The organism is Pseudomonas sp. NPDC007930 (genome assembly GCF_042958985.1).
Classification (GTDB): Bacteria; Pseudomonadota; Gammaproteobacteria; order Pseudomonadales; family Pseudomonadaceae; genus Aquipseudomonas.
Genome location: NZ_JBIBKC010000011.1, coordinates 79,621 through 105,276, shown reverse-complemented (window position 1 = coordinate 105,276; position 25,656 = coordinate 79,621). Strand labels below are relative to the sequence as shown.

General features: G+C 68.3%; 19 protein-coding genes. 7 read left to right on the top strand and 12 right to left on the bottom strand.

Features of this window, described 5'->3' with window-relative positions; genetic code table 11:
* Nucleotides 1–133 precede the first annotated feature (133 nt).
* Complete coding sequence (locus tag ACFZCE_RS20430) at nt 134–616, top strand: GFA family protein (protein WP_390942343.1); 483 nt, start codon at nt 134–136, stop codon at nt 614–616.
* Between the two features lie 60 nt (nt 617–676).
* On the opposite strand, the gene ACFZCE_RS20425 is transcribed toward ACFZCE_RS20430, so the two are convergent.
* A complete protein-coding gene (locus ACFZCE_RS20425; RefSeq protein ID WP_390942342.1) occupies nt 677–2,059 on the bottom strand; it encodes an MFS transporter in 1,383 nt (460 codons plus the stop codon).
* Between the two features lie 150 nt (nt 2,060–2,209).
* On the bottom strand, nt 2,210–2,542 hold the full coding sequence (locus ACFZCE_RS20420) for a Rho termination factor N-terminal domain-containing protein (protein WP_390942341.1): 333 nt from the start codon (nt 2,540–2,542) through the stop codon (nt 2,210–2,212).
* Between the two features lie 153 nt (nt 2,543–2,695).
* Here ACFZCE_RS20420 and ACFZCE_RS20415 point away from each other — a divergent pair, with 153 nt between their 5' ends.
* Nucleotides 2,696–2,971: a hypothetical protein gene (locus ACFZCE_RS20415; protein ID WP_390942340.1), complete on the top strand. Its 276-nt coding sequence runs from the start codon at nt 2,696–2,698 to the stop codon at nt 2,969–2,971.
* Here the strand turns inward: ACFZCE_RS20415 and ACFZCE_RS20410 are convergent.
* Nucleotides 2,965–4,383, bottom strand: a complete 1,419-nt coding sequence (locus tag ACFZCE_RS20410) for a sugar porter family MFS transporter (protein ID WP_390942339.1) — start codon at nt 4,381–4,383, stop codon at nt 2,965–2,967. The two genes, ACFZCE_RS20415 and ACFZCE_RS20410, sit on opposite strands and share 7 nt — an antisense overlap.
* A 129-nt stretch (nt 4,384–4,512) precedes the next feature.
* On the opposite strand from ACFZCE_RS20410, the gene ACFZCE_RS20405 reads away from it, so the two are divergent.
* Entirely contained in the window at nt 4,513–5,160 is a 648-nt protein-coding gene (locus tag ACFZCE_RS20405) for a nucleoside/nucleotide kinase family protein (protein ID WP_390942338.1), read from the top strand.
* A 128-nt stretch (nt 5,161–5,288) separates the two neighbouring features.
* The gene (locus ACFZCE_RS20400) at nt 5,289–5,519 is read left to right on the top strand and encodes a hypothetical protein (protein ID WP_390942337.1); all 231 of its coding nucleotides are present in this window, start codon (nt 5,289–5,291) and stop codon (nt 5,517–5,519) included.
* A gap of 211 nt (nt 5,520–5,730) precedes the next feature.
* On the opposite strand, the gene ACFZCE_RS20395 is transcribed toward ACFZCE_RS20400, so the two are convergent.
* Nucleotides 5,731–6,588 carry a LysR substrate-binding domain-containing protein gene (locus ACFZCE_RS20395; protein ID WP_390942336.1) on the bottom strand — a complete coding sequence of 286 codons (858 nt, stop codon included), beginning with the start codon at nt 6,586–6,588 and terminating at the stop codon, nt 5,731–5,733.
* Between the two features lie 156 nt (nt 6,589–6,744).
* Here ACFZCE_RS20395 and ACFZCE_RS20390 point away from each other — a divergent pair, with 156 nt between their 5' ends.
* Both ACFZCE_RS20390 and ACFZCE_RS20385 read left to right on the top strand, forming a co-directional pair.
* Nucleotides 6,745–11,622, top strand: coding sequence for a dermonecrotic toxin domain-containing protein (locus tag ACFZCE_RS20390; protein WP_390942335.1), 4,878 nt, complete (start codon nt 6,745–6,747; stop codon nt 11,620–11,622).
* An 80-nt stretch (nt 11,623–11,702) separates the two neighbouring features.
* A complete protein-coding gene (locus ACFZCE_RS20385; protein ID WP_390942334.1) occupies nt 11,703–16,526 on the top strand; it encodes a dermonecrotic toxin domain-containing protein in 4,824 nt (1,607 codons plus the stop codon).
* A gap of 51 nt (nt 16,527–16,577) precedes the next feature.
* Here the strand turns inward: ACFZCE_RS20385 and ACFZCE_RS20380 are convergent, their stop codons facing one another.
* The 4 genes from ACFZCE_RS20380 to ACFZCE_RS20365 form a co-directional block, all read right to left on the bottom strand.
* Nucleotides 16,578–16,880, bottom strand: coding sequence for a hypothetical protein (locus ACFZCE_RS20380; RefSeq protein WP_390942333.1), 303 nt, complete (start codon nt 16,878–16,880; stop codon nt 16,578–16,580).
* Nucleotides 16,881–16,956: 76 nt separating this feature from the next.
* Nucleotides 16,957–18,357 (bottom strand): efflux transporter outer membrane subunit, encoded by a 1,401-nt coding sequence (locus ACFZCE_RS20375; RefSeq protein WP_390942331.1) that lies wholly within the window; start codon nt 18,355–18,357, stop codon nt 16,957–16,959.
* Between the two features lies 1 nt (nt 18,358).
* Nucleotides 18,359–19,387, bottom strand: coding sequence for an efflux RND transporter periplasmic adaptor subunit (locus ACFZCE_RS20370; RefSeq protein WP_390942329.1), 1,029 nt, complete (start codon nt 19,385–19,387; stop codon nt 18,359–18,361).
* Nucleotides 19,384–20,898 carry an MFS transporter gene (locus ACFZCE_RS20365; RefSeq protein WP_390942327.1) on the bottom strand — a complete coding sequence of 505 codons (1,515 nt, stop codon included), beginning with the start codon at nt 20,896–20,898 and terminating at the stop codon, nt 19,384–19,386. Before ACFZCE_RS20365 ends, ACFZCE_RS20370 begins: the two co-directional genes overlap by 4 nt.
* Before the next feature lie 79 nt (nt 20,899–20,977).
* Between ACFZCE_RS20365 and ACFZCE_RS20360 the strand changes: the two genes are divergently transcribed.
* Nucleotides 20,978–21,733, top strand: coding sequence for an IclR family transcriptional regulator C-terminal domain-containing protein (locus tag ACFZCE_RS20360; protein ID WP_390942325.1), 756 nt, complete (start codon nt 20,978–20,980; stop codon nt 21,731–21,733).
* Here ACFZCE_RS20360 and ACFZCE_RS20355 read toward each other — a convergent pair.
* The 4 genes from ACFZCE_RS20355 to ACFZCE_RS20340 all read right to left on the bottom strand — a co-directional run bounded on the left by ACFZCE_RS20355 (nt 21,715) and on the right by ACFZCE_RS20340 (nt 25,551).
* Nucleotides 21,715–22,524, bottom strand: coding sequence for a TIM barrel protein (locus ACFZCE_RS20355; RefSeq protein ID WP_390942323.1), 810 nt, complete (start codon nt 22,522–22,524; stop codon nt 21,715–21,717). The two genes, ACFZCE_RS20360 and ACFZCE_RS20355, sit on opposite strands and share 19 nt — an antisense overlap.
* A gap of 59 nt (nt 22,525–22,583) precedes the next feature.
* A complete protein-coding gene (locus tag ACFZCE_RS20350; protein ID WP_390942321.1) occupies nt 22,584–22,808 on the bottom strand; it encodes a DUF6555 family protein in 225 nt (74 codons plus the stop codon).
* A gap of 61 nt (nt 22,809–22,869) precedes the next feature.
* Nucleotides 22,870–25,065 (bottom strand): ergothioneine biosynthesis protein EgtB, encoded by a 2,196-nt coding sequence (egtB, locus tag ACFZCE_RS20345; protein WP_390942319.1) that lies wholly within the window; start codon nt 25,063–25,065, stop codon nt 22,870–22,872.
* A 60-nt stretch (nt 25,066–25,125) separates the two neighbouring features.
* The gene (locus ACFZCE_RS20340; RefSeq protein ID WP_390942317.1) at nt 25,126–25,551 is read right to left on the bottom strand and encodes a DUF1810 family protein; all 426 of its coding nucleotides are present in this window, start codon (nt 25,549–25,551) and stop codon (nt 25,126–25,128) included.
* Nucleotides 25,552–25,656: the final 105 nt, after the last annotated feature.

Genomic DNA, 25,656 nt, shown 5'->3' with positions numbered 1-25,656 from the left:
GGTTGTCAATGAGCATTCCGAGCTGGTTTTCAACGCCGCATAACCAAGTTTCAAGCGATTTCGTACATAGCCTAAGAAACTGAATGGGCGCCGGGCGGGTCTCCCCTTGACCACCACGCCAAGGAGAACCGCCATGCACCTCGAAGGCTCCTGCCATTGCCGCGCCGTTACCTTCAGCCTGAACAGCGCCCACCCGTACCCTTACCAACGCTGCTATTGCTCGATCTGCCGTAAAACCCAGGGCGGTGGCGGCTACGCCATCAACCTCGGCGGCGATGCCAGCAGCCTGACGGTCAAGGGCAAGCAGCACATCAGCGTGTACCACGCGAAAATGCGCGGCGGCGGCGAAGAAACCACCAGCAGCGCCGAGCGACACTTTTGCAACCAGTGCGGCAGCGGCTTGTGGCTGTTCAGCCCAGAGTGGCCGGAGCTGATCCACCCCTTTGCCAGCGCCATAGATACCGACCTGCCGGTGCCGCCGGAGCATACCCACTTGCTGATCGATTCGAAGGCAACCTGGGTCGAGGTGCAGGGTGGGGCGGATGACAAGCGCTTCGACGGGTACCCGCAGGAGTCGATCGCAGATTGGCACCAGCGCCTGGGGCTGGAACGCTAGCGATACCGCAAAAAAAGAACCCCCGCACACAGGCGGGGGTTCTTCATCACCTTCAACCGATCAGTGGCGAACCTCGGCCGCCTGCATGCGCTGGGCGTCGTAGTCCTGCTTTTGCATCGGCTGGGCGTCGCGCAGGCCCAGTTCATTCATCGGGATGCGGTAGGTTTCGCGGGCCTTGTAGGCCGCCGCGGCGCAGATCACGGTGATGGCGAAGGCCAGGCTGCCCACGGTCATCGGGATGTTGTCCGAGCCGGGCGGGGCCACGGCGGCGAACAGGGCCGGCAGCAGCGCGGTGAACATGGTGCCGACGTTCTGCGAGATGGCCATGGCGGTCACCCGGTAGCGGGCCTGGAACAGCTCAGGGTAGAAGCTTGGGAACACCGCGTTGTAGCCCTGGTAGACCACGCCCCACATCAGCAGCGACATGGCGAAGGCCAGCGGTACGTTGTGGATGCTGATCGCATAGAGGTAACCGAACGACAGCAGCCCCGAACCCAGCGCGCCACCGATGATCATCGGCCGGCGGCCGACTTTGTCGGACCAGTTGCCTACGAACGGGATCACCAGCACGGCGACGATGTTGCCCACCACCGGGATCCACAGGTACACGCTTTTCGAGAAGCCGATGCCGTAGGCCGGTTGCACCGCGTAGGCGGCGCCGAAGATGGTCGCGACCACCGGGATCACGTTCATCAGCGCCATGCACATCACCAGGCCCATGTTCCGCCAGTTGTAGCGGAAGGCTTCGGCGATCGGCGATTTCGGGGTTTTCGCGGCCGCGGTTTCCTCGGTGAACACCGGGGTTTCGTGCACTTCCTTGCGGATGATCAAACCGGCGATCAGCACGATGGCGCTGAGCAGGAACGGGATCCGCCAGCCCCAGCTGTTGAAGGCGTCGTCAGGCATGAAGTAAGCCAGCGGCAGGAAGATCGCCGCGGCGAAGATTTGCCCGGCCTGAACGCCCTGCAGGGTGTAGCTGGCGTAATAGCCTCGCCGGCCGAAGGGCGCGTGCTCGAGGATCATCGAGCTGGCCCCGGAGATTTCCCCGGCCACCGCAAAGCCCTGGATCAGGCGCAGCACCACCAGCAGCACCGGCGCCAACACGCCGACCTGGTTGTAGGTGGGCAGCAGGCCGACGGCCATGGTGGCCAGGCCCATGAGGAACATGCACATCAGCAGGACGTTCTTGCGGCCGCGGGTATCACCCAGGTGGCCCAGCACGAAGGCACCGATTGGGCGGGCAACGTAACCCACGCCGTAAGTGGCCAACGAGGCCACGATCGCGATTTTCGGATCGGTCGAAGGGAAGAAGATTTGCGGGAAAATCAGTGCCGCCGCCTGGGCGTAGATGAAGAAGTCGTAGTATTCGAGCGCCGAGCCGACCCATCCGCTGGCGGTCGCTTTTTTCGTTTGGTTGGAACCGTGGGTGTCATGGCTAGCCATGGCGATCTCCGTTGTTTTTATTATCGAGCTTTTTATGTTGGCCGTTGGTATTGCGCCGGGAGGGGCAAAAACTAACTGGGTGGTACATAGATACCTCCCGGCTTGACGAGTGTCAATATTACCGCAAGCTGGCGATCCGATAGCGTTCGATCAGCGAACAGTCGCGGTATTTTTTTCCAGCGCCTCGATCAATTCCACCTTGTTCATTCGCGAACGGCCACGAATGCGCAGCGCGCTGGCCTTCTCCAGCAACGCCGGTTTGCTCAGCTTGCTCAGGCGCTCTTGCTCGGCCCATTCGCGCAGGCCGTTGTCGGCGCGTTTCGGCCCCTCATAGCCGCCGCCTTCGCGCTGGTAGTCCTGGGTGGCCAGTTGCGCCTTGCGCGCGCTCCATTGCCCCGGGCGGCCGCCCTTGTCGCTGTCGGTTACGCGCTGCTTGATCCGGTCCCAGAGCTTGGGTTTGGTCTTTTTCGCGGTGCTGCTCATGTTCGCTTCCTCGCGCACGGGCCTTTGCCAATGGACGCCTTCCCGGGGCAACGGTTCGCCGCGGCAGACTCGCGGCGCCGCTTGCTACATGAAAAGAAACAAATCAACCTGAGCCCCGGTCGACATCAATAGGCATACGGGAGGCCCAGCCACATGGACAAACAACAATTGCTGGCCAAGTTCGACGAACTGGTGGCAGACCTGGAGTACAGCGACGACCAACCGGCGCTGATGCTCAGCACCGGCATCGCCCTGGGCTGGATCAACGCGCTGTACTACCAAGGGTTGCTCGACGGCTTCGCCGAATGGGAGCGCCTGCACGGGCTGATCACCGAAGCCGCTGAACGCTGGGCGCCACCGCCGGCCCATGGGCCGGCGCGGGAATGGTCGCGCATCGACGTGCGCGCGCTGATGAAAGGCCGCTACTGAGCGCCGGCCTTGGCCTGGGTAGCCTTCTCTTTATAGGGGTAGAAGTGATCAGCGCGCAGCGCGTGCTCGATCGACTCCAGGCTGCGCCCGCGGGTTTCCGGCACACAGCGGTAGATGAACACCAGCGACACCAGCGAGATCGCCGTGTACAGCCACAGGGTGTGGGCAATGCCCAGCCAGGTGACCAGGCTGAGGGTGGTCAGGGTCACCAGCAGGTCGAAGAACCAATGGCTGAAGGCCCCCACGCTGGCGCCCTTGCCGCGCACGAACAACGGGTACACCTCGGCGTTGATCAGCCAGATGCACACGCCGAAGCCGCCGCAGTTGAGCATCAGGTAGGCCGCCAGGCAGGCCACGGTGAGGTAGCGCTCGGTGTCGGTGGTCGGCCCGGCGCCCTGGAACAGGTAGCCCATCAGCGCCAGCGCGACGATCGAGCCCGGGATCATCCACAGCAGGTAGCGGCGCCGCCCGTAGCGGTCGACCAACACGCTGCCGATCACCGTCATGATCACCACCAGCAGGGTGCTGGCGCCGGTGGCGAGCACGGCCATTTCATCGGAGAACCCGGCCTGGGTGAGGATGGTCGGCGCGTAGTAGATCAGCGCGTTGTTGCCGGTGATCTGCGAGAACATCGAGATGCTCGCGCCGACCACCAGCGCCGGGCGCACCCAGGGGGCGAAGAGGTCTTTCCAGGTGCCTTCGGCTTGCTTCAGCGCCACGGTCTTGATTTCTTCGATCTCCGCCTGCGCCGCGTTGCGGTCGCCGCGGACCTTCTCCAGCACCGCCTGGGCATCCGCCTCGCGCTGCTTGATCAACAGCCAGCGTGGGCTTTCCGGCAGCACCGCCATGCCGGCCAGGAGGATCACCGCCGGCACCACGCCGAGGGCGAACATCCAGCGCCAGTGCTCGCCCAGGGCGAAGCCGGTGAAGTAGGCCACGGTAATGCCGAACACCACCATGAACTGGAACAGCACCACCAGCTTGCCGCGGTGCTCTGGCGGCGCCACCTCGGCGATGTACACCGGGATGATCTGTGTCGAGCTACCCGCCGACAGGCCGAGCAGAAACCGCGACGCCACCAGCATCGTCACGTTGCTGGAGCCGGCCGAGAGCAGCGAGCCGAGGGCAAACACCACCCCCACCAGGATGATCGAGCGGCGCCGCCCGAAATGGTCGGACAACGGCCCGGTACCCAGGCAGCCAAACAGCGCGCCGAAGATAATGCCGCCGGTGACCAGTTGCTTGAGGGTGTCGTTCAGGGCAAATTCCCGGCCAAGGCCGAGCAGGGCGACGCCGATGATGCCGGTGTCGTAGCCAAACAGCAGGCCGCCGAGGGCGGCGATCACCGCGATCAGGATCACCAGCCCGGGCTGGCGCCGGGCCGCGGCGAGAGGGGTGTGTGTCGCGTGCATGTGGGTCTCCATCCCGCTGCCCAGCCGCTGGGCAGATGAACCAAGAGACGTGCGCGATAACGATTAGTGCAATTATTTGTAATTTTTTGTGTCCTTTTGAAACGATTCAGCCACCGGAGCCACGCCCCCATGCAGTTACCCGCCGCCCTCGTTCAACGCGCCCAGGCGCTGATCGCGCAACGCCCGCGCAGCCTGCTGGGCATCGCCGGCGCCCCTGGCGCGGGCAAGTCCACCGTGGCCCGGCTACTGGCTGAAGCCTTGGGCGAGCAGGCGGTGGTGGTGCCGATGGACGGCTTCCACCTGGCCAACCAGGAGCTGGCCCGGCTTGGCCGCGCTGGGCGCAAGGGCGCCGCCGACACCTTCGACGCCGCCGGCTACCGCGCGCTGTTGCAGCGCCTGCGCGAGCAGCCCGGCGATGAACTGGTGTATGCCCCGTACTTCGACCGCGCGCTGGAGGAGGGCATCGCCGGCGCCATCGCGGTACCGGCCGATGCCCGCTTGGTGATCAGCGAGGGCAACTACCTGCTGTTGCCCGAAGGCCCCTGGGCGCCGCTGGCGGGGTTGTTCCACGAGTGCTGGTACGTTGACGTGCCGGCTGACGAACGCCGCGCGCGGCTGGTGGCGCGGCACATGCGCTACGGGCGCAGCCGCGAGCAGGCCGAGCACTGGGTGCGGGTGACCGATGAGCCTAACGCGCGGGCCATCGAGGCCCACCGTGGCCGCGCCGCCGTGCAGGTGCCCTGGAGCGACCAGGCCGATGCCGCGCAGGCATTGTGATTGGCGTCACACACCGCTCGCCGCCTCGGGCTAGGTAAAAAGAGTGTCATCCTGTACCCTCGCGCAGGTGTGGCCACCGCCCCACCCAAGATTTAAGACGCTGCAGTTCGCGAGGAGGGCGCGGTCAGTTGATCAACGACGATAACCGGGCGCGCCGCCTGAAGATGGGCGAGCAGATGGCCGAGTGGGGGCGCCAGTGGGCGCTGGAAGCCGACATGGTCCGTTGCCCGTTCTGCCACAGCGTGCAAACCGCGCTGCACGCTGACCGCTCCTTTGTGCATGACCCAGGCTGCCGCGGCACCGCCCTCGGCGAGCAGTACCCGTGGCGGGCGCTGGCGTGGATCCTGCGCGACCTTTGACGGCCCCGGCTGTGCCGTAATGCTGTTCACTTAAGCTATTTCAGGGCTTCATGGAGGGATCAATCTGTGAGCTCTGCGGATTTTGTGCATGAGCTTCAGGGCCCTTCGCCCGGCACAGCCGGCCTCCCACCAGATTTGTGTAAGCCATTGATTTACAACGAAACATACAACCAGTGGGAGGCCGGCTGTGTCGGGCGAAGGGCCCTGAACCTCAGGCCGGCTGCCCAGCCTTGAGATAATCCAGCAACACCGCCACCGCCGGCTGCGCCCCCTCACGCGCCACCAGGCTCAAGCGCTGGGCCAGCGCCGGCGCCAGGCCAAACAGCGCCACCCCCTCGCGCCGCGCGGGCAAGCAGCTAGCCGGCAGCAAGCTGACCCCATAGCCTTCGCGCACACAACTCACCGCCGCGGCCCAGTCAGCGGGCTGGCGGCTGACGTTCTCCAGCGCCAGCCCGGCGCGGGCAAACAGCGGTTGCACCTGCTCGGGGTGGGCCAGCACAAAGGGCAAGCTGGCCAACTCACCCAAGCGCAAGCGGCTGCCACGGTCGCGGCGCGCCAGCGGGTGCGCTGCGGGTACCGCTACCCACCAATCGTCCTTGCCCAGTGCCAAGCCCTGGCCGCTGTCCAGCGTCAGCGCCAGGTCCACGCTGCCGCGGGCCAGCCAAGCCGGCATGTCGGCCGGCTGGCCGTGCACGGTCTGGATCTGCACCTGCGGGTGCAGCGCGCGAAATTCCGCCAGCGGCCCGGCCAGGGCGTCGAACAGTGGGTGCTCGAAGGCGCCCAGGTGAATGCAGCCGTGGTGCAGGCCCAAGCGCTTGGCCACGCGCTGGCGCAGGCTGTGGTAGAGCGCGAGCATCTGCCGGGCGTCGCCGATCACTTCTTCACCCAAGGCGGTAAGCCGCGCTTGGCGCCCTTCGCGTAGCACCAGCGGCGCGCCCAGTTGCTGTTCCAACTCGCTCAAGGCCTGGCTGGCGGCCGCGCTGCTGAGGGCGCACTGCTCGGCCGCCTGGGCCAGGCTGCCGGTGTCGGCCACGGCGACCAGTACGCGCCAGTGCAACAGGTTCATCATCGGCTGGGTTCTCTCGGCGGGGAGGCGCCTGTGCGCCACTAAACGTTGGACCGCCGCCACTGCCAAGGGTGCCCTGGCGAAGGTGCGGTAAGCCACTATTGCGGTACCGCGTGGCAGGCCCGCTAGGGTGGCGCTCCCTTGAAACAGGAGCATCCCATGCCTACACATCCCGTAACCCCCGCGCTGGCTCACATCGACCGCACCCTGCCAGGCTGGCTGCGCCAGGCCAGCGAAGAAGACCGCAAGGCGTTGTTGCGCCTACTGATCGCCAACGACACGGCCTACCGGGCGGTGCGCAGCGTGCTCGGCCTGCTGCAACCGCTGGATGAATTCGCCCAGCCGTTGCTGCAAGCCCAGCTCAGCCGTTGGTACCCCGATCAGCCGTATTACCCCGACGTCAACGCGGCTGAGCTGACCTTCACCCGTGCCGGGACCTCGCAACGCACCACCTGGCTGGAAGCCGCGCTGCAGAACTTCAACGCCGACGAGGTTGACTCGGTCACGCTCTACAGCGATCAAGAGGGTGCCGCCTTCCTACCCGGCGAGGGCGGAACGTTCGCCCGTGGCTGCCGCAACCTCGACCTGGGCCAGTTGTACCGCGACCACCTGGGCGATGCCATCGACACCGACGCCTACCGCGCGCGCCTGCGCGCCCACGACATCGCGACGCTGGCGGTTGCGGTGAAAACCGCCAAGATCAAGCGGCAGTTCCTTCAGTTCCGCAGCGAGCAGGTGCTCGACGCTGTGCTGGCGGGCACGGCCACGGTGGAGGGCGGCGCCGAGGTCGAGTGCGCCTACCTCACGCTGTTCGAGGTCCCGCTGAGCGGCTTGCTGGTGATGCGTGAAGCCCCCCAGCCTGGCCAGCTTGCGCCCTGCGTGCTGTACACCCCCGGGGGCGGTGAGGCTGAATTGGTCGAGTACGCCTCGGCCGAGGCGCTGACCGCCGGGCTGCGGCAAAAGCTCTATGACCCAGGCTATCGGGCCTTCTTCAGCCGGTTCGTCGGCCAGGCCGACCAGGCGCGCTTCTTTACCCAATTGCGAGAGGCGTTGTACCTGCAGCCGGCGGCGCCGATCCCCGACGGGCCGCTGCCAGGCTTCGGCGATGAAGGCGGTGACTGGCTGGCGCGGTTGTTTTACGGCCAACCCAGCGAGCCGAGCGAGGAGGTGATCAACCCGCAAGGGCGCGTGCTCCTTGAGGCCACCCCATGGCGCGGCGAATGCTTCGCCCGGCGCGCCGAGGTGCAGGTGGAGCGCCAGTTGCAGAGTGCCGCCGCCATTGCTGTGCCCACCGCGCAACTGGATGCCGCCGCGCAGCAGGCGCGCCTCCAGTGGTGGCTGGGCGCGGGGCTGAACGTGCTCAACGTGGCCGGGCTGTTCGTGCCCGGCCTGGGTGAAGTGATGCTGGGTGTGTGGGGCGCGCAGGTGGTCGGCGAAATCGTCGAGGCCGTGCATGCCGCCAACGAAGGTGAAACCGAGCAGGCGCTGGTGCACCTGTTCAACCTGATCGACACGGCGATCCAGGCCGCCGCGCTGGGTGGGCTGGGCGAGGCCGAAGCGCCCGCGGGCGCCCTGGATCAATGGCACCCCGTGCAAACGCCCCAGGGCGAGCGCCTGTGGCATGGCCACCTGGGCACCTTCGCCAAACCGGTGGCCTGGCCGGAGGGCACCCACGCCGCCGCCGACGGTTTTTACACCTGGGAGGGGCGGCGCTGGTGGCAAACCGACGGCAAGGCCTACGCCGTGGCCCGGGACGGCGAAGGCCATTGGCGCCTGGCCGGTGGCGAGGGTTACCGGCCGCGGTTGCTCGGCAATGGTCGCGGCGGCTGGCAATTGGCCCACGAGCAGCCGCTGGCCTGGGAAGGTACCGCCCTCCATCGGCGGCTGGGCCCGGCGGCCCAAGGGCTGAGCGATGAAGACCTGGCACGGGCGCTGAAAGCCTGTGGTTATGACGACGCCGCCGTACGCGCCTTGCTCACCGACCGCCAGCCACTGCCGCCGCGGGTACTGGATTCGCTGGAGCGCTTCGCCCCCCTGGGGCAGGCCGAGCCAGCCGCCAGTGCCGACACCGCTTGGCTCAAACGTGACTTCCCTGGCCTGAGCGAGCGCGCCGCCGAACAGATTGTTGCGCAGGCCAGCGAAGCCGAGCGGGTAGCCATGCGCAGCAGCGGCAAGGTGCCCCTGCCAATGGCTGAGCAGGCCCGTGGGTACCTGCGCGAAGGGCGCATCGACCGAGCGCTGGCCAGCTTCTACCGCGAGGGTGAACAGCTCGCCGACCGCGACCTGGTGCTGTTCGCTGAACTCGACCGGCTGCCTGGGTGGAGCAACACGGTCGCGGTCGAGTTACGTGCCGAGCACCGGGGCGGCACACTGCTGGCGAGCACCGCGGTGGCTGAAGGGGTGCCGGTGAAAGTGGTGGTGCGCATCGGTAACCGCTACGAAGCCTTCGATGAGCAAGGGCTGGACCTCGCAACGGCTGGCAATGTTTATGAAGCCGTGCTCAACGCGCTGCCCGACGCCGAACGCGACGCCCTCGGCCTGGCCATCCACGACGGCGACCGCCTGCGTGACCTGCTGTTCGAGCAGGCCCGCCAGCGCCGTGACGGCGCCAGCCTGGCGCTGGGCATGGTGCCGCGGCGGCCGTTCTATCGCTTGCCCAAGCGCCTGCCCGATGGCCGCCTGGGCTATCCGCTCAGTGGGCGGGGCCAAGGGCCGTTCAGCGACGAAGCGTTGCTCGACATGCTTTATCTGCCGCGCACGCCCAGCGTGCGCGAGCGCCTGCTGGCCGAACTGCGCGAGCAAGCTGGCGACGCCCCAGGAGCATTGCACAACGTGCTCACGCGTTTGGGGCGCGAGTACCAGCAACTGGACCAAAGCTTGGTGAGCTGGGTTAACCTCGAAACCGACTTGGGCCGCTCGCTGCACCGCTCCAACCTGGCCCAGTTGCTACGCATGGCCTGGCGGCGCCAGGCATTCGGTGACGCGGTCGATCAGATCGACCAGTTGCACCTCGACCTGGATCGCTGGCCTGGCGACAGTTTCCCCCGGCTGGAGGGAGCATTCGATCATGTTACCAGCATCGACTTGAGCAGCTCCGGCATCAGTGACTCGGCAGCGCTGGGCGAATTTCTCATGGTTTTCCCTAACCTCACCCACCTGGCTCTGAATTTCAACAGCCTGCGCAGCCTACCCGCGAGCCTGGCCGAGCTGCCCTTGCAGCAACTGGATCTATCGGAGAACGACCTTGAGCTGGCCCCCGCCGACAACATCCAGATACTGGTCAGGCTGCGTGCGCTGCGCAACCTGACCCTCAATGCCGCTGCCGACGGCATTCCAGTACCGATGTTGGAGGCCCTGGCCGGGCTTGACCACCTGCACACCTTCGAAGCCACTGGCCTGGGCACGTTCACCTGGACCGCCGAGCACTTTCAGGCGCTGGCGCAGTGGCCCAGCCTGCGCGAACTGCACTTGGGCATCGGTGGCGCGCCGCTGGCCGCCGAAACAGTGCAGGCACTCAGTGGCCTCAATCGCTTGCAGCGTTTGGCCATCACCGACCTCCAACTGGCCGCGGCGCCCGATGTGACTGGCTGGGACTCGCTGGAATCGCTGGTGCTGAGCAACACCGGCCTGGAAGCCTGGCCCACCGGCATCGAGGCGTTGCTGCAACGCCGGCCGATCGTGCTGCGGCAACTATTGCTCGACCGCAACCGCTTGCAGGATGCCCCGGACCTAGCCGGGAGCGAGCTGCTGGGCATCATGCAACAGCAGCGGGTCGGCGGCTGGCACGGTGAAGTGTTGGACCTGGACAATAACGAATTCACCGCCGAGGTGCGCCAGCGGCTGACCGAACAGGGCGTGTTGGGCCATCGCGAAGCGGGCTCGCTGAGCAGTGGCGATGAGATGGAACTGGGCGAAGAAGCCGACGGCTGGGCCCGCCACGCTGATGCACCGGCCTGGCTGGCCGAGGCGCTGGCCCAGGCCCGCGGCGACAACAGCCCGTGGCAACCGTTGCTTGAGCTGTATGGCCGCTTGCAGGACACCGTCGAGTACGAAGCCAGCCCGCTGGGCATGCGCGAGCGCATGTACCACGTGCTTGAAGACCTCGGTTTTGCGGGCCACCCCGAAGGCCCTGAGCAGGGCGCCAACGAAGTGTTCGGCACGATCACGGAACAGTTGCAGGCGCAGCAGGCCTCCTGCGATGACCAAGCGCTCTACCTGTTCCAGCAGATCGAGCAGGAAGTGCTGGTGTGGCGAGAGGCATTGGGCGCCGAAGCGGCCGGCCTGGAAGACGGCGAGGTGGCGACCTTGACCGCGCTCGGGCGCCTGCGCCAGCTTGAACTGGACGATGTCGTCAAGCGCATCGCCGTGGCCCGCCAGGCGCGCCGCGCCGCGCTGGCCGCGGGTACCGAGCCGGCGCCAGCGCTGCACCCGCTCGACGAAATCACCGATGCCGAGCTCACCGACCCGAACCGCTTGGTCAGCGACGACGTGGAACTGATGCTCTATGCCCGCCTGCACCTGCGCCGCCGCTTGGGCTTGCCTCGCCAGCCAGCGGGCATGCGCTACACCGATACTGGGTGGATGCCAGAAACGATGCTCACCCACCTGGGCAACCACGTTGCCAGCGAGATCACTGCCGAGCGCCTGCTTGGCTGGTCACTGGAGCAACCCTTCTGGGAACGCTGGATACGCCGGCTGAACCCTGCGCCGTTTGCCGAAGTGGTAGAGCGTTGGGAGGGCGCCAGTGAGTACCTGACCACCCTGCTCGATGAAGCGGTGGCCCGCGGCACGGCCTACAACGGCCCGGCGGTGCCGCCGCGCTTCGTGACTGACCTGGAAGCCGCGTTCCCCAACCTGCGCTGGCGCGAAGGTGAACAGTTGGAGGTGCCGGAAATCGACAGCGGTTCGGCGTACGGCGCGTCCAATTTGATGGTGCGTGGCCGCGACGCCGAGGCCCAGGCGGTGCTGGCGCGCCTCAGCCGCCAGTTGATCTTCGACTACGCCCGCGTCCCCGGGGCGGTGGACATCATCGAGTAGCGCCACGGCGGTAGCCGGTTAGGCCCCGCGCCCGGCGCGCCTTCCTAGAGTAGCGGCTCTTTTACCCAAGGAGCCGCACCATGACCACCTTGCACGCTTCCCACCTGGCGCTGATCCAGCGCCAGGCACCCGCCTGGCTACTGCAAGCCAGCACCGCCGAGCGCGCCGTGCTTGCCGAACGCCTGCGCCACAGCCACCGGGCCCAGCGCGAACTGGCCAAGGCCCTCGGCGCCATCCAGCCGGTGCACAGTTACTGCCAGCCATTGCTCGAAACCGCCCTGGCCGATTGGTTCAGCGGCGAAGCCCTGCCGCCAGTGGCGCAAGCCCAGGTGGTGGTGCATTCGCCGCGGCAGTACCTGAGCTGGCTGGAGGCAGCGCTGCAGAACGTCGACGCCGGCGCGGCGCTGACCCTCTATGCCTCGGAAAGGGCCAGCGCGCCGCTGAGCTTGGATGCTGCCCGCTTCGCCAGTGGCCTGCGCAACCTCGACCTTGGCCAGCGTTACCAAGACCACCTGGCTGACCACCTTGATACCGACCACTTCCACAGCGTGCTCAGCGCCAGCGACCGCGCCAGCTTCGCCGCCGAACTGAGCCTGGCGCGCCTCAGTGGGCGCATCGACGCCGCCGCCGAGGCCCTCGGCGAGGCCGCGCTACTGGGCGCGAGCGAGGTGCCGACCCTGGGCGGCGAGCCGCAGGCGCTGCAGTGCCAGTTCCTCAGCCTGTTTGGCATCGCCCTGGATGGCCCGCTGCTGTTACGCCTGGCGCCGCGCGGGGCCACCGAGCCCTGCCTGTTGTACGTCCCCGGCGACCCGCACGGCGCGATGAGCGCTTTCGAGTCGCTGCAGGCGGCCGGCGCCGAGCTTACCCGGCGCTTGTGGCAGGAGCCGTACCGGGTGTTTTTCTGCCGGTTCGTTGGCCATACCGAGCAGGCGGCCTTTGCCGCGCGCTTGCGCAGCACCTTGTACCCGCGTTACCCCTACGCGGCACTGCACCGGGTGCCGCCGGTGCTGCGCAAAGGCGACCGCTTCAGTTGGATCAAACGGGCCTTCCCCAGCCCGCGGGACCTCTGGCAAGAAACCCTCGACCAAAACGCCCGGCTGCTCTGGGAGGCTACCCCGTGGCCGGGTGACTGTTTTGCCGCCCGCGCCCGCGCCGGGGTGGCCCGGCGCCGGGTAGACGCCGCGGCCATCGCCGTGCCGGTGGCGCAGCGCGATGCCGCCGCGCAACGGCAGCGGCTAGAGGGCTGGCTGGGGCTGGGCCTGTCGGTGCTGAACGTGGCCGGGTTGTTCGTGCCGGCGCTGGGCGAGGTGATGTTGGTGATTGGCGGCGCGCAGTTGGTGGGTGAATTTCTCGAGGGCGTGCACGCCGCCAACGAAGGCGACGCCGACGCCGCCATCGCCCACCTGTTCGAGGTGCTGGAAAACCTCGCCCAGGTGGCCGTGCTCGGCGCCGCGCATGCCGCTGCCGCGCCGCTAGGTGTGCTGGACGCCTGGGCGGCGGTGCCCGCCAGCGCCGGCGAGCGGCTGTGGCATGGCCGCCTGGCGCCGTTCAGCCGCCCGCTACCGTGGCCGGAGGGCACCGTGGCCGGCGCTGATGGTTTGCTCGATTGGCAGGGCGAGCGCTGGTTGGCCCAAGGTAGCGAAGCCTACCCCTTGGAACGTGCCGGGCCGGGCCGTTGGCAGGCGCGCGCGGCCAGCGGCCATGGCCACCGGCCGACGCTGCAGGGCAACGGCAGTGGCGCCTGGTGGTTTGGCCACGAACGGCCCATGAGCTGGGGTATGCCCGAACTGCTGCAGCGCCTTGGCCCGGCCAGTGCCGGGCTGAGCGAGGCGGCCTTGCAGCAGGCCTTGGCCTGCAGCAGCTATGACGCCGCCGCCCTGCGCCGGCTGCTGGCCAACCAGGAGGCTACCCCGGCGCTGTTGCTCGACACCCTGGAGGCCTTTACCGGCACCGCGCCCGCCGCGCCCGCAGTGCTGCCCCAGGCCACGGCGCTGGCGCGGGACTTCCCTAGGCTCAGCCCCCGTGCGGTGAACGAAATCGCCAGCCGTGCCGCCGCCGCGGACCAGCATGCGCTGTGGGCCCGCGGCCGGGTGCCGCTGCGCATGGCCGAGAGCGCCCGCCTGTACCTGCGTGAAGGGCGTATCAACCGCGCCTTGGCGCGCTTCTACCAAACCGCCGGGGCCAGCCAGGACCGCGACGCCCTGGCCATCGGCTGGCTAGGCCGGCTGCCGGGGGCCAGCGGCGAGGTCCGGGTGGTACTACGCGAAGGCAGCCTGAGCGGTGACGTGCTCGCCAGCAGCGGGCCCGAGGCCGCCGCCGGCAAGGCCGTGGTGCGCACTGAAGAGGGCTACGTGCCCTACGATGAGAGCGGCCAGGCCCTGGCCAGCCCGCTCGACCTCTACCAGGCCGTGCTCAACGCCCTGCCCGACAGCGAGCGGGTCGCCCTGGGGCTGGAGATTCACGCCCCCGATGGCCTACGCGATGCGCTGTTCAGCCTGGCCAGCGGTGACCGTGAAGCCAGCGCGGTGCTGCTTGGCATGGCCCCGCTGCGGCCGTTGTACCGCCTGCCCACGCGGGTGCTCGGCGAACGCCGCTGGGGGTACCGACTCAGCGGCCGTGGGCGCGGCTGGTTGAGCGAAGACGAACTGTTCGACGAGCTGTTCCCCAGCAGTGAAGGCCGGCCGCGCCAAGCCTTGCGCCAGCGCTTGCGGGCCCAGGCCGGGCAGGAGCCGGCGGCGTTTGGCCGGTTGCTTGAAGGGCTGCGCCAGGAGTACCGCCAGCTCAATGAAGCGCTGGACCGTTGGGCCGCGGACAGCCACCGGGTCCCGGCCGGCGACCTCGAATCGGTGCGCCTGGCGCGCCGCCACGCGGCGGTGCAACTGCGCATGGCCTGGCGCCGCGAGAGCCTGGGCGAGCCGAACGGCACCGACGATTTTGTCGTGCTGCGGCTCGACGCCAGCCACCTCGGCGCGTTGCCCACGCTGCCGGTGCCCTTGCCCCATGTGCGGCAGTTGATACTCAGCGGCTCGCGGGCCGGCGAAGCCAGCAACCTGGGTGGTTTTCTAAGCCGCTTCCCCGGCGTGCGCCAGTTGGATATCAGCAACAACCTGTTGCGCTGGCTCCCCGAAGAAGTCGCCAGCATGGCCGAATTGCACAGCCTGGACCTGGCCGATAATTACCTGCCGCTGGACCACGAACGCAACCTCGCGGTGTTGGCGCGCCTGCCCGGGCTGCAACGGCTGAACCTCAGCGGCGCCGTGGAAAACCTGCCGGTGGCGGCCCTGCAGCGGCTGGGCGGCTTGCCGCAACTGCGCACCCTCAGCCTCGACCTTAACGGCCTGGAGCTGAGCGCCGAGCACTTCGAGGCGCTGCGGCAGTGGCCGGCGCTGCTGGAACTGAGCGCCAGCGGTAACGGCATCACCCTGACCGAGGCCTCACGCACCGCGCTGGCCGGGCTGAACCGCCTGGAAGTGCTGCTGCTGGAAGAAAACTCCCTTGAGCTCGCCCCCGACGTGACCGGCTGGTTGGGCTTGCGGGTGCTCGACCTCGGCCAAGCTGAAATCAGCGAATGGCCAGCCGGGCTGCTTGAGCTGCTGCAGCAACGGCCCTTGCGCCTGCAAGCCCTGGACCTCAGCGGCAACAGCCTGAGCAGCGCGCCAGCACTGCGTGATACAGCGTTCGCCGAGGGCGTATTGGCAGGGGAGGCCAGCTACGACTTTGACGGCAACCTCTTCGACGAGGCGAGCCTGCGCCAACTGGCCGCCGCTGGCCTGCCGGCCATCCCCCGGGAATACGACGTAGCGCCCTGGTACGCCGACCTGCCAGAGGCTGTGCAATTGCACCGCGCCGCCACCCTCGATGACCCCGCCTGGCAGCCGATCTATGCGTTGTTCGAGCGCATGGTCGACACGCCGGACTACCTGCAGCACACGCGCGCTGTGCAAGCGCGCATGGCGCACATCCTCGAAACGCTGAGCGCCGCTGAAACCGACGCGGTGCCTGGCTGGGGGCGCGCGCAGTTGCATGAAGGCATTATTGAAGAGCTCAACGACGCCGCCCAGGGCTGCGTGGACCAAGCCGCCTTGCTGTTCCAGCGTATCGACACCGAAGTGCTGGTGTGGCGCAGCGTCGCCGAGGCCGCGCCGGGCGCCAGCAGCGACCAGGTGGCGGTCGACGTGGCCACCGCCTTGCTGCGCCAAGGCCGCCTGGACGAGCGCGTGGGCCAGTTGTACAACGCCCGCGTGGCGCGCCGCCGCGCCCTGGCCGCGGCCGAAGACGACGCTGCCCGCGAAGCCGCCCCGCCGCTGCACGGCGACGACGACATGAACGACACGCAACTGACCGAGCCAGACTACCTGATCGACGAGATCGAAATGGCCCTGGCCGCCCGCCAGCAGTTGCGCCAAGCGTTGCACCTGCCGGCCCAGCCGGAGCAGATCCTCTTCGGCGACCTGGCGCGCCTGAGCGATGCCACGTTGCATCGGCTGGGCGAGGCGGTACTGGCCGAAGTCAATGCGCACAGCGTGGCGATCTGGGCCGTGGACCAACGCTTCTGGCGGGCCTGGATGCGCCGTTTGCGGCCGCAGGCGTTCAGCGACCTGGCGCTGGAGTGGGAGGGCGCTTCGGCGTACTTCACCGACCTCAGCGAGGCCGCAGAAGCCGGGCCCTATGCAGGCGCGGCGGTGCCGCTGGGGTATGTGCAAGCGTTGGAAGGGGAGTTGGCGCAAGTGGCCTGGCGTATCGACGGGGTGTTGCAAAGAGTCGACCTAGTCTCAGGCCGCTATGAAGGCGAAAGCGCCCTGTACGAGCGGGCGGCCCAGTTACTGCTTAGCAGCCGCGAAGATGCCGAAAACGTGCTGTTGCGCGATTTGACGATTGCGTTGGCACAGGCGCACTGGCGTTAGCCCCAGCGTTGCCCGCGGTGCGGCCCGCCAGCCGCACCGTATGCCGCACCGTTATTGCTGCTTATCGGTCCCTTTGCTCTGGCTATTGCCCCCCACCGCGCCACTGCCGCTGGTGCTGTGGGTCTTACCGTGCTCGGCCTTGCTTTTACCGGCCGGGGTTTGCTGCGGGTCGGGGATCGACGAACCGCCCTGGCCACCGGTGCTGGCCGAACTCGGGTTGGCCTGGGTGCTTGGGTTGCCGGTGTTGTGCTCCGGGGTGTTCGACGCGCCAGCTTGCGGCTGGGCGGCCATCGCGCCCAGCGACAGCGCGGCCAATACGCCGGTGAAGGTCAGGCTGATCAGTTGCTTTTTCATGGTGTACCTCTGCGTTTGCGGGGTGTATTGCTTGGGCCCCAGCGCGCTGCCGCAGTGCCACCATGGCGACGAACGGTCAGCTCGCCGCCGGCCAACCGCCAGCCAATGCCTTGTACAAACGCACCCTCGCCAGCGCCGCCTGGGTGGCGCTGGCCACCTGCGCGCTCTGGGTGTCGAGCAGCGCCCGCTGCACGTTCAGCACGTTGAGAAAATCAATCGCGCCTTCGCGGTAACGCTGCCCGGCGGCGTCCAGTGCCTGCTGGTTTTGCCCCACCGCTTCGGCCAAGGCCTGGGCGTGGCGCTGCTCGGCGGCGTAGTCGCTCAAGGCATCGGCCACTTCGTGCCAGGCCGCCAGCACGGTGCGGCGGTAGTCGATCGCCGCCGCCTGCTGTTGCTGTTCGCGCAGTGCCAGGGTGCCGGTTAGGCGCCCGCCCTGGAACACCGGCAGGTACAGGCTCGGCCCGTAGGCCCAGTCGCGCGCGCCCCAATCACCGAGGTTCGAGCCTTCCAAGGCCTGGTAGCCGAAGCTGGCGCCGAGGGTCAGGCGCGGGTAGAAGTCCGCCTCGGCCATGCCCACCGCGGCGGTGGCGCGGCGCAGCGCCGCCTCGCTACGGAGGATGTCCGGGCGCCGGTGGGCGAGCTCCGAGGGCACCCCCAGGGGCACCTCGGCGCGCGGCTGTGGTACGGGCTTGGGCGTGTTCAGTTCGCCGGCGAGGCTGCCGGGCGCCTGGCCGAGCATAAAGCTCAGGGCGTTGCCCAGCCGTGCCTGCTGGGCCTGCAGCGGTGCCAGGCGGGCCTCGACCGTGGCCACCTGGGCGGCGGCGTTGGCCACGTCGAGGTGGGTGGTCACGCCGTTGTCGAAGCGGCTGCGGGTCAGCGCCAGGCTTTGCCGGGCGATCGCCAGGTTTTGTTCGGTCACTGCCTGCTGGGCTTGCACGCCGCGCAGTTGCACGTAGTCGCTGGCGGTCTCGGCGGCCACTGCCAGCAGCACGCCGTCACGCTCGGCCTGGGTCAACGCCAGTTGCGCCTGGGCCGCGTCCAGCGAGTGGCGCACGCGGCCCCAGAGGTCGACTTCCCAACTGGTGTCGAGGCTGGCGCTCCACAGCTCGAAGGGCGCCCGGCCCTGGTAACCGGAGGGGTCGTTGAGGCCTTCGGCGCTGTTGCGTTGGCGCTGGTAGGCGCCGTGGGCGGCCACCCCGGGCAGTTGCTCGGCGCCGGCCACCCGCAGCAGCGCGCGGCTTTGCGCCAGGCGGTTGGCGGCGCTGGCGGCGTCGAGGTTGGCGCTGGCGGCGCGTTCCACCAGGCTCGCCAACTGGGCGTCGCCCAACTCGCGCCACCAGGCAGGGTTCAGCGCCTGGCCGCTGGGCGCGGCGGCAGCCCACTGGGCCGGCAGTTCGGCGCTGGGGGCGCTGTAGCGCGGGCCAACGCTGCAGGCGGCAAGGCTGATGGCGGCGGCGAGCAGGGCAAGGGTGCGCATCTCAGGGTTGCTCCGCCAGGTTCACGTCGACCACCACCGACATGCCCATGCGCAGCGCTTGCAGGCGCTCCGGGGCTTCGTCGAAGCGCACCTTCACCGGGATGCGCTGCACCACCTTGGTGAAGTTACCGGTGGCGTTGTCCGGGGTGATCACTGAATAGCTCAGGCCGGTGCCGGGGGCGAGGCTGTCGAGGTGGCCCTTGAACACCTCGTCGGGGTGGCTGTCGACCCGCAGTTGCACCGCTTGCCCGGCGCGCATATGCGCCAGTTGGGTTTCGCGGAAGTTGGCGACCACGTACAGCGCCTGCACCGGCACCACCGCCATCAGCGTGGCGCCGGGCTGCACGTAGGCGCCCACCCGTGCCGAGCGCTGGCCGATCATGCCGTCGAACGGCGCTTCGATGCGGGTGTAGCGCAGGTTCAGCTCGGCCTGGCGCTGGGCGGCTTCGGCGCGCGCCACGGTGGCCTGGGCGACGTCGTGTTGGGCCTTGAGCACGTCGAGCGCGCGGCTGGCGGCCACCTGGGCGGCGGCGTCGCGTTCGCGCGCGGCTTGCGCGCCGAGCAACTCGGCCTCCGAGCGCTGGCGGTCTTGCTGGGTGCCGGCGCCGCTGCTGGAGAGGTTGCGGTAGCGCTGCGCGTTGGCCTGGGCGAAGGTCAGGTTGGCCTCGGTGGCCTTGAGCGTGGCGCCGGCCTGGTTGATCAACGCCCCCTGGCGGGCGATGCTCGCCTCGAGGTTTTTCAGCTCTGCCTGGGCGCCGGCCACATTGGCCTGGGCCGCGGCCAGGGCGACTTCGAAATCGGCACCGTCCAGGCGCGCCAGCAGCTCACCGCGTTTCACCCGCTGGTTGTCTTCTACGGCCACCTCGGCCACTTGCCCGGCGATGCGTGGCGCCACCTGTACCGCGTCGGCGCGGATGTAGGCGTCGTCGGTGCGCTCATGGCCATCGCTGGCCAGCAGGTGCCAGGCGGCGTAGCCGGCGCCGGCGAGCACGGCCAGGCTGAACAGGGAAACGGCGGTTCTGTGTTTCATGCGGGTACCGGCGGTTGAGGTGGGTAGGGGCGTTTGGGCAGGGTGATCAGCACCAACAGCATCAGCGCGAGCACCCCCAGCAGCGCCAGGAAGCCATCGGCGTAGGTGAGCACGAAGGCCTGTTCGCGCACCCGCGCGGCCAGGCCCGCGGTGGCGGCCGGCGGCAGGTAGGCGCTGTTCTGCAGGGCTTGGTCGAGCAGTACGTTGGCGTGAAAGTGCTGGCGCGCGGTGACGAAGTTTTCCAGCGCCACCCCGGCCAGGGTGGCGGCCAGGCCGCGCAGGCTGTTGACCATCGCCGAGGCGAACGGCCCCTCCATGGGCGCGATCACCCCGGTGGCGGTCATCAGCAGCGGCACCACCACCATCGGCTGGCCGAGCATCTGCAGCACCTGGTAGAGGTAGAAGTCATCGCGGATCCACGCGCCGGTGAGCTGGGCGTTGCCCAGGCAGGCCAGTGCCACCAGCGCCAGCCCGGCGGCGATCACGTAGCGCGAGTCGACCCAGTTGCGGTTGATCACCCAGGCCACCAGCGGCGCCAGCAACAGTTGCGGCAGGGCGATGGTCAGCGCCAGCGGCATGCTTTGCAGCGGCCGGTAGCCTTGCACGTGGCCCAGGTAGCCCGCCGGCAGGGCGCTGCCGGCCAACGCGATGAACACGAACAGCATCAGCGTGAGGATGCCGTAGCTGAAGTTGCGCCGGGCCAACAGCTGCACTTTGAACAGCGGCAACGGGTGGTACCACTCGTTGACCACGAACAACGGCAGGCACACCGCGGCGCCGAGCAGGCAACCCACCACTACCGGCGAGGCCAGCCAATCGAGGCGCTCGCCCTGGGTCAGGCCGACCACCAGCAGCGACAGCCCAGCCACGCCCAGCAGCGCGCCGCGCCAGTCGAGCTGCTTGAAGCGCTCCAGGCGCAGTGGGTCTTGCGGCAGGCCGTAGGCAATCAGCGCGGCGCCGAGCAAGCAGGCCGGCACGATCTGCCAGAACAACAACCGCCAGTCGGCACCTTCGCCCCACAGCGCCGCCAACGGCAGCGCCAGGTTCGGCCCGAAGGTGGCGGTCATGGCATAGGCCGACAGGCCATACAGCTTGATGTGCCAAGGCAGGAAGCGCAGCGCCACGGTCATCAGCAGCGGCGGCAAAAAGCCCCCGGCCAGGCCTTGCAGCACCCGTAACAGCAGCAATGTGGCAACATTCGGCGCCAGCGGGCAGAGCACCCCGAACAGCGCGAAGGCAAAGGTGGCGACGATGGCGAAGCGGCGCAGCGACAAGGTCACCGCCAGCCACGGCGCGATCAGCATCGCCGACACTTCGGCGGCGGCGTAGGCCGAGCTGATCCAGCTGCCTTCGTCATGGCCCAGGCCGAAGTTGCCGAGCAGGTCGGCCAGGGCGATGTCGGTCACCCGGTCATTGATGCCCGACACCAGCGCGGCGATCAGCACGCCCACCAGGCCCAGTGCCAGGCGGCCGGTGAAGGGGGTAGGGGCGGGGGGCGGTGGAGGGCTCACGGGGTGGCTCGGCTAAAAGGTAGGCAGTGGTGGGCGTATTTCGGTACAGTGTATTGACCTGCGGTACAGAGAGCAAGCGATGAGCGAACAGGAACGGGGCGGTATACAGGTGATTTCCCGGGCGGCGGCGATTTTGCGCTGCCTGCAAGATGAGCCCGACGGCTTGAGCCTTGGCGCGATCGCCAAGCGCATCGAATTGCCACGCTCGACCGTGCAGCGGCTGGTCGATGCGTTGGCGCTGGAGCAGTTGCTCGAAGTGCAGGGCGCCGCTGGGGTGCGCCTGGGCCCGGCGCTGATGCGCCTGGCCAGCCACAGCCACATGGACGTGCTCAGCGTGGCGCGGCCGCAGCTGCAGCTGTTGGCGCGGCTGACCGGCGAAACCGTGGTGCTGGCCCAGCCGGCCGGGTTGGATATTCTGATCCTGCAATCAGAGGTGTCGACGCAAACCCTGCGGGTGGCCCCAGGCGACGGCAGCTACCTGGCCAGCTACGCCACCTCCGCCGGCAAGGTGTTGCTGTCGCGGATGAGCAACGAGGCGGTAGTGGCCCTGCTCGACGGCAAGATGCGCGCGCTCACCGCCAACACCCGCAGCCTGGCGCAGCTGTTGGCGGAGTTGGAGACCATTCGCGCGGAGAATTTTTCCTGTGACCTCGAAGAGCAACTGGCCGGCGTGGGCGCCATGGCCGTGGGCCTCGACACCCGCCAGGGCCATTACGCGCTGAGCGTGGTCGGCCCGGCTTGGCGTATCGACGCCCAGCGCGCCAGCCTGCGCCAGGCGCTGGAGGCCAGCGCCGCGAACATTCGCGCCCAGTGCGCTCAGGCCGGCCCGGCGTAGCCCTGCCAGCGCTCGGCGCTGCGGCGGATTTCTTCATCCAGCCAGGCACGCTCGCCATCGCTGCCGGGGGCGCTGCTCGGGGCCAGGTGCGGCAGCACCGCTTCGATCGCCACCGCGCCCTCGTAGCCGGCCTGGCGCAGCGCCCGGTACTGGGCCACGAAGTCGATGTGGCCGCTGCCGATGCCGCCGCGCCCGGAGTCGGCAATGTGGTACACCGCCAGCAGCGCGGCGTGCTCGCGCAGGGTGGCGACCGGGTCGGCTTCGTTGATGTTCATGTGGTAGGCGTCGAGCACCATGCCCATGTTGCCGGCGCCAACGTGGCCGATCAGCTCATGGCACTGGGCGGCGGTGTTGATCAGCGGCAACTCGTAGTGGTTGCACACCTCATACAGGGTGCGCACGCCACTGGCCTTGGCGTGCTCGTTGACCGCCGCGCAGCAACTGAGCAGGCGTTCGTAGGCGCTGAGTTTATCGGCGCAATCGGTGGTCCAGCGCGCCAGCCCGTGCAGGGTGACCGGCACTTGCCCGGCCTCGGCGGCGAAATCCACCACGGCGCGGTAATAGTCGATCGCGCCCTGGGCGCTGGGGCGGCCCTCGGGGCCGCAGTCGAACGGGTCGATGGCGATCAGGCCGATGCCGCTGCCAGCGGCGTGCTCACGCAGTTCGCGGGCCTTGTAGTGGCGCTGGTCACTGGCAAACTGCAGCGCGCCCAGGCCCAACTGGCCGACCTTTTCGAACAGCGCGCCCAGCTCACGCTGGGGCAGGGTCCAACTGACGATACCCAAGGCCATGGGGTGAGCTCCTTTTCATGTAAAACGCTCAAGCTTAGGCGTTGTGTGGCGGCGAGGGTTCAAGCCGGGCGCCAGGCCACCGCTTCGATGCCGTATTGCTCGGCCACCGGGCGGGTGGTTTTTTGCACGCGCTCGCGGCCGAAGCGGGCGATGCGGCCCACCCCAGCATCGCAGCTCGCCCAATGCCAGGCCTCGGCGTTATTCATGGTGTCGGCGCGGATGATGAAAGACTTCTCATCGCCATGCAGCCGGTAGTCGATTACGTAGAGCTTATTGCTGATCACCGCGGGCGGCCTCCTGTTCCGGTTACCCAATAACAGAAAGCCGCTGCGCTGAATAATTCCGCTAGCGCAGGCAGAACATCCCCACCTGCGGGGTTTCGCTCAGCCATTGCCCGGCAACCTTCCAGCCGGCCTGCGCCGCCAACGCGGTGACCCGCGCCACGCTGAACTTGTGCGAGTTCTCGCTGTGCAGGCTTTCGCCGGCGGCAAAGCTGAAGCGTTGGCCGTCTAGGGTCACGGTTTGCGCGCTGCGCGCCACCAGGTGCATTTCCACCCGCTCGTGCTCGGGGTTCCAGCGCGCCTGGTGGTCGAAGGCGTCAAGGTCGAAGTCCGCGCCCAGTTCGCGGTTGATCCGCGCCAGCAGGTTTTTGTTGAACGCCGCGGTCACCCCGGCGGCGTCGTTGTAGGCGGCCAACAGCGGCGGGATCGGCTTGAGCATGTCTACGCCAAGGATGAAACACGCCTGGCGGCCGAGAGACTGGCGCGCGCTGCGCAAGAACGCCACGGCCTCATCGTGGTTGAAGTTGCCCAGGGTCGAGCCGGGGAAGAACCCCACCCGTGGGCGTTGGGCCAGGGCCGCGGGCAGTTGCAGCGGGCGGGTGAAGTCTTCGACCAGGGCCAGCAGTTCCAGCCGCGGGTAGCGCTCACGCAGGGCCTGGCAGGCGCCTTGCACGGCGCTGGCGCTGATGTCGATCGGCACATAGGCGCCCACCTGGGGCGCGGCATCGAGCAGCAGCTGGGTTTTTTCGCTGGCGCCGCTGCCGAATTCCACCAGCGCCGCGCCGTCGGGGATCAACCCCGCCAGTTCCGGGGCGATGCGCTGCAGCAGGGCGGTCTCGGCGCGGGTCGGGTAGTACTCCGGCAGCCGGCAGATCGCCTCGAACAGCTTCGAGCCGTTGGCATCGTAGAAGTACTTCGGCGAAAGGGTTCTCGGCGTGGCGGCCAAGCCCGCCAGCACGTCGCGGCGGAAGTGGTCGGCTGGCGCGCGGGTGGTTTTCTCGCCTACCGGGTGCAGGCTGGCTGGGCGCAGGTCGCGGGCCAGGCGCAGGCCGCTGCGGGCCCAGCGCGCCGATGCCGGGAAGAAATTGCGGTAGCTGGGCCGGGCGTGCTCGGCCGGGGTGAACTGGCAGCCGCCGCGCAGCACGTATTGGTTGCACATGAACTTGCCGTTGTACTCGCCCACCGCGCTGGGCAAGGCCTTGAAGCCGGGGTAGGCGGCGAACGCGCTTTGCGTCCATTGCCAGGCCACCTCGGCCTGTTGCTCCAGGGCCCCGGCGCTGGCGGCCACCTCCCATTCCGCCTCGGTGGGCAGGCGTGCGCCGGCCCATTGGGCGAAGGCGTTGGCTTCGAAGTAACTCAGGTGGGTCACCGGTGCTTCCAGCACCAGCGGCTGGGCGCCGCGCAGGGTCATCTCCTGCCAGCCCTCGGCGCGCTCGGCGGGGTGCTCGGGCAGCCGCTGCCAGTACAGCGGTGCCTGCCACTGCTGGGCCTGCACCGTCGCCCAGCCTTCGGACAACCACAGCCCGGCCTCGGCGTAGCCGCCCGCGGCGATGAATTCGAGCCACTGGCCGTTGGTCACCAGGCGGTCGCTGATCTCGAACGGCGCCACGTAGGTTTTGTGCCGCGGGCTTTCGTGGTCGAAGGCAAAGCCCTCGCCGGCGTGGTGGCCGATCTCCACCAAGCCGCCGGCCTGCTGGCGCCAGCGGCCGCGGCGGCCGGGGGCGTCGTGGGGCCAGCTGGGGTCGAAGGCCGGCTTGAGCGCCGACAGGCTGAACAGGTGGAGGATGTCCATCAGGATCAGCTCCTGGTGCTGTTGCTCGTGCTGCAGGCCCAGCTCGATCAGCTCCAGGGTGGGCTCGTCCAGGCCTTGGTCGAACAGCGCGGCCATGTGCAGGTCAACGTATTGCCGGTAGGCCATCACCCGGTCCAGCCCGGGGCGGGTCATCAGCCCGCGTTGGGGCCGTGGCTGGCGTGGGCCCACCGCCTCGTAGTAGGAATTGAACAGGTAGCCGAAGGCCTCGTCGAACGGCGCGTAGTTCGCCAGCTTCGGCACCAGCAGAAAGGTTTCGAAAAACCAGCTGGTGTGGCCCAGGTGCCATTTGGTCGGGCTGGCGTCGGCCATCGACTGGGCACACATGTCTTCGGCGCTCAGCCGTTCGGCCAGGCGCTCACTGTGCTGGCGGATGCGGCGAAAGCGCGGGGCCGGGTCAGGGCGCGGGGTGGGGGTGAGCCTGAGGGCCTGGTGCGAAGGGCTGATCATCGGCAAGCTCCAGCAACGCCGCCGTCCGGCGGCCGTGGTTGGGAAAATAAAAGCAGCGGCTCATGCGCGCAGCGCGAACAGCGTGCGCGGGTCTTCCGCGCCGGCGTAGAACGCCACCAGCACCTGGTCGAAGGGCGAGCCAGGTGCGGCGCAGCGGGCGAACAGGGTCATCGACGAATGCAGTTTCAGCGCGTCGACGTCGCCCAGTATCTGTTTCGGGTGGTGCTCCCGGTGGGCCAGCAAGGCCTCGGCACAGGCCCGCAGGCGCGGGCCGAGCACAGGGTGTTCGAGGTACGCCTCGGCCTCGGCCGCGCCACTGATGGCGTAGCGCTCGGCCATTTCACTGCGGCCCAGGCCATGCAGTTGCGGGAACACGAACCACATCCAGTGGCTGCGCTTGTGGCCCGCGTGCAGTTCGGCCAGGGCCGTATCGTAGGCGCCCTGTTGGGCCTCGACGAAGCGCTGCAGGTTGAACGGGTCCGCCATGGAGGGCACCTTGCTGCCGGTTATGAGCTTATAAGCATCGGTCAGCAGGCCGCGCGGCAAGTTCCAAACGGTTTGAACCGTACGGCTGAGTGGTCACGAAGGGGA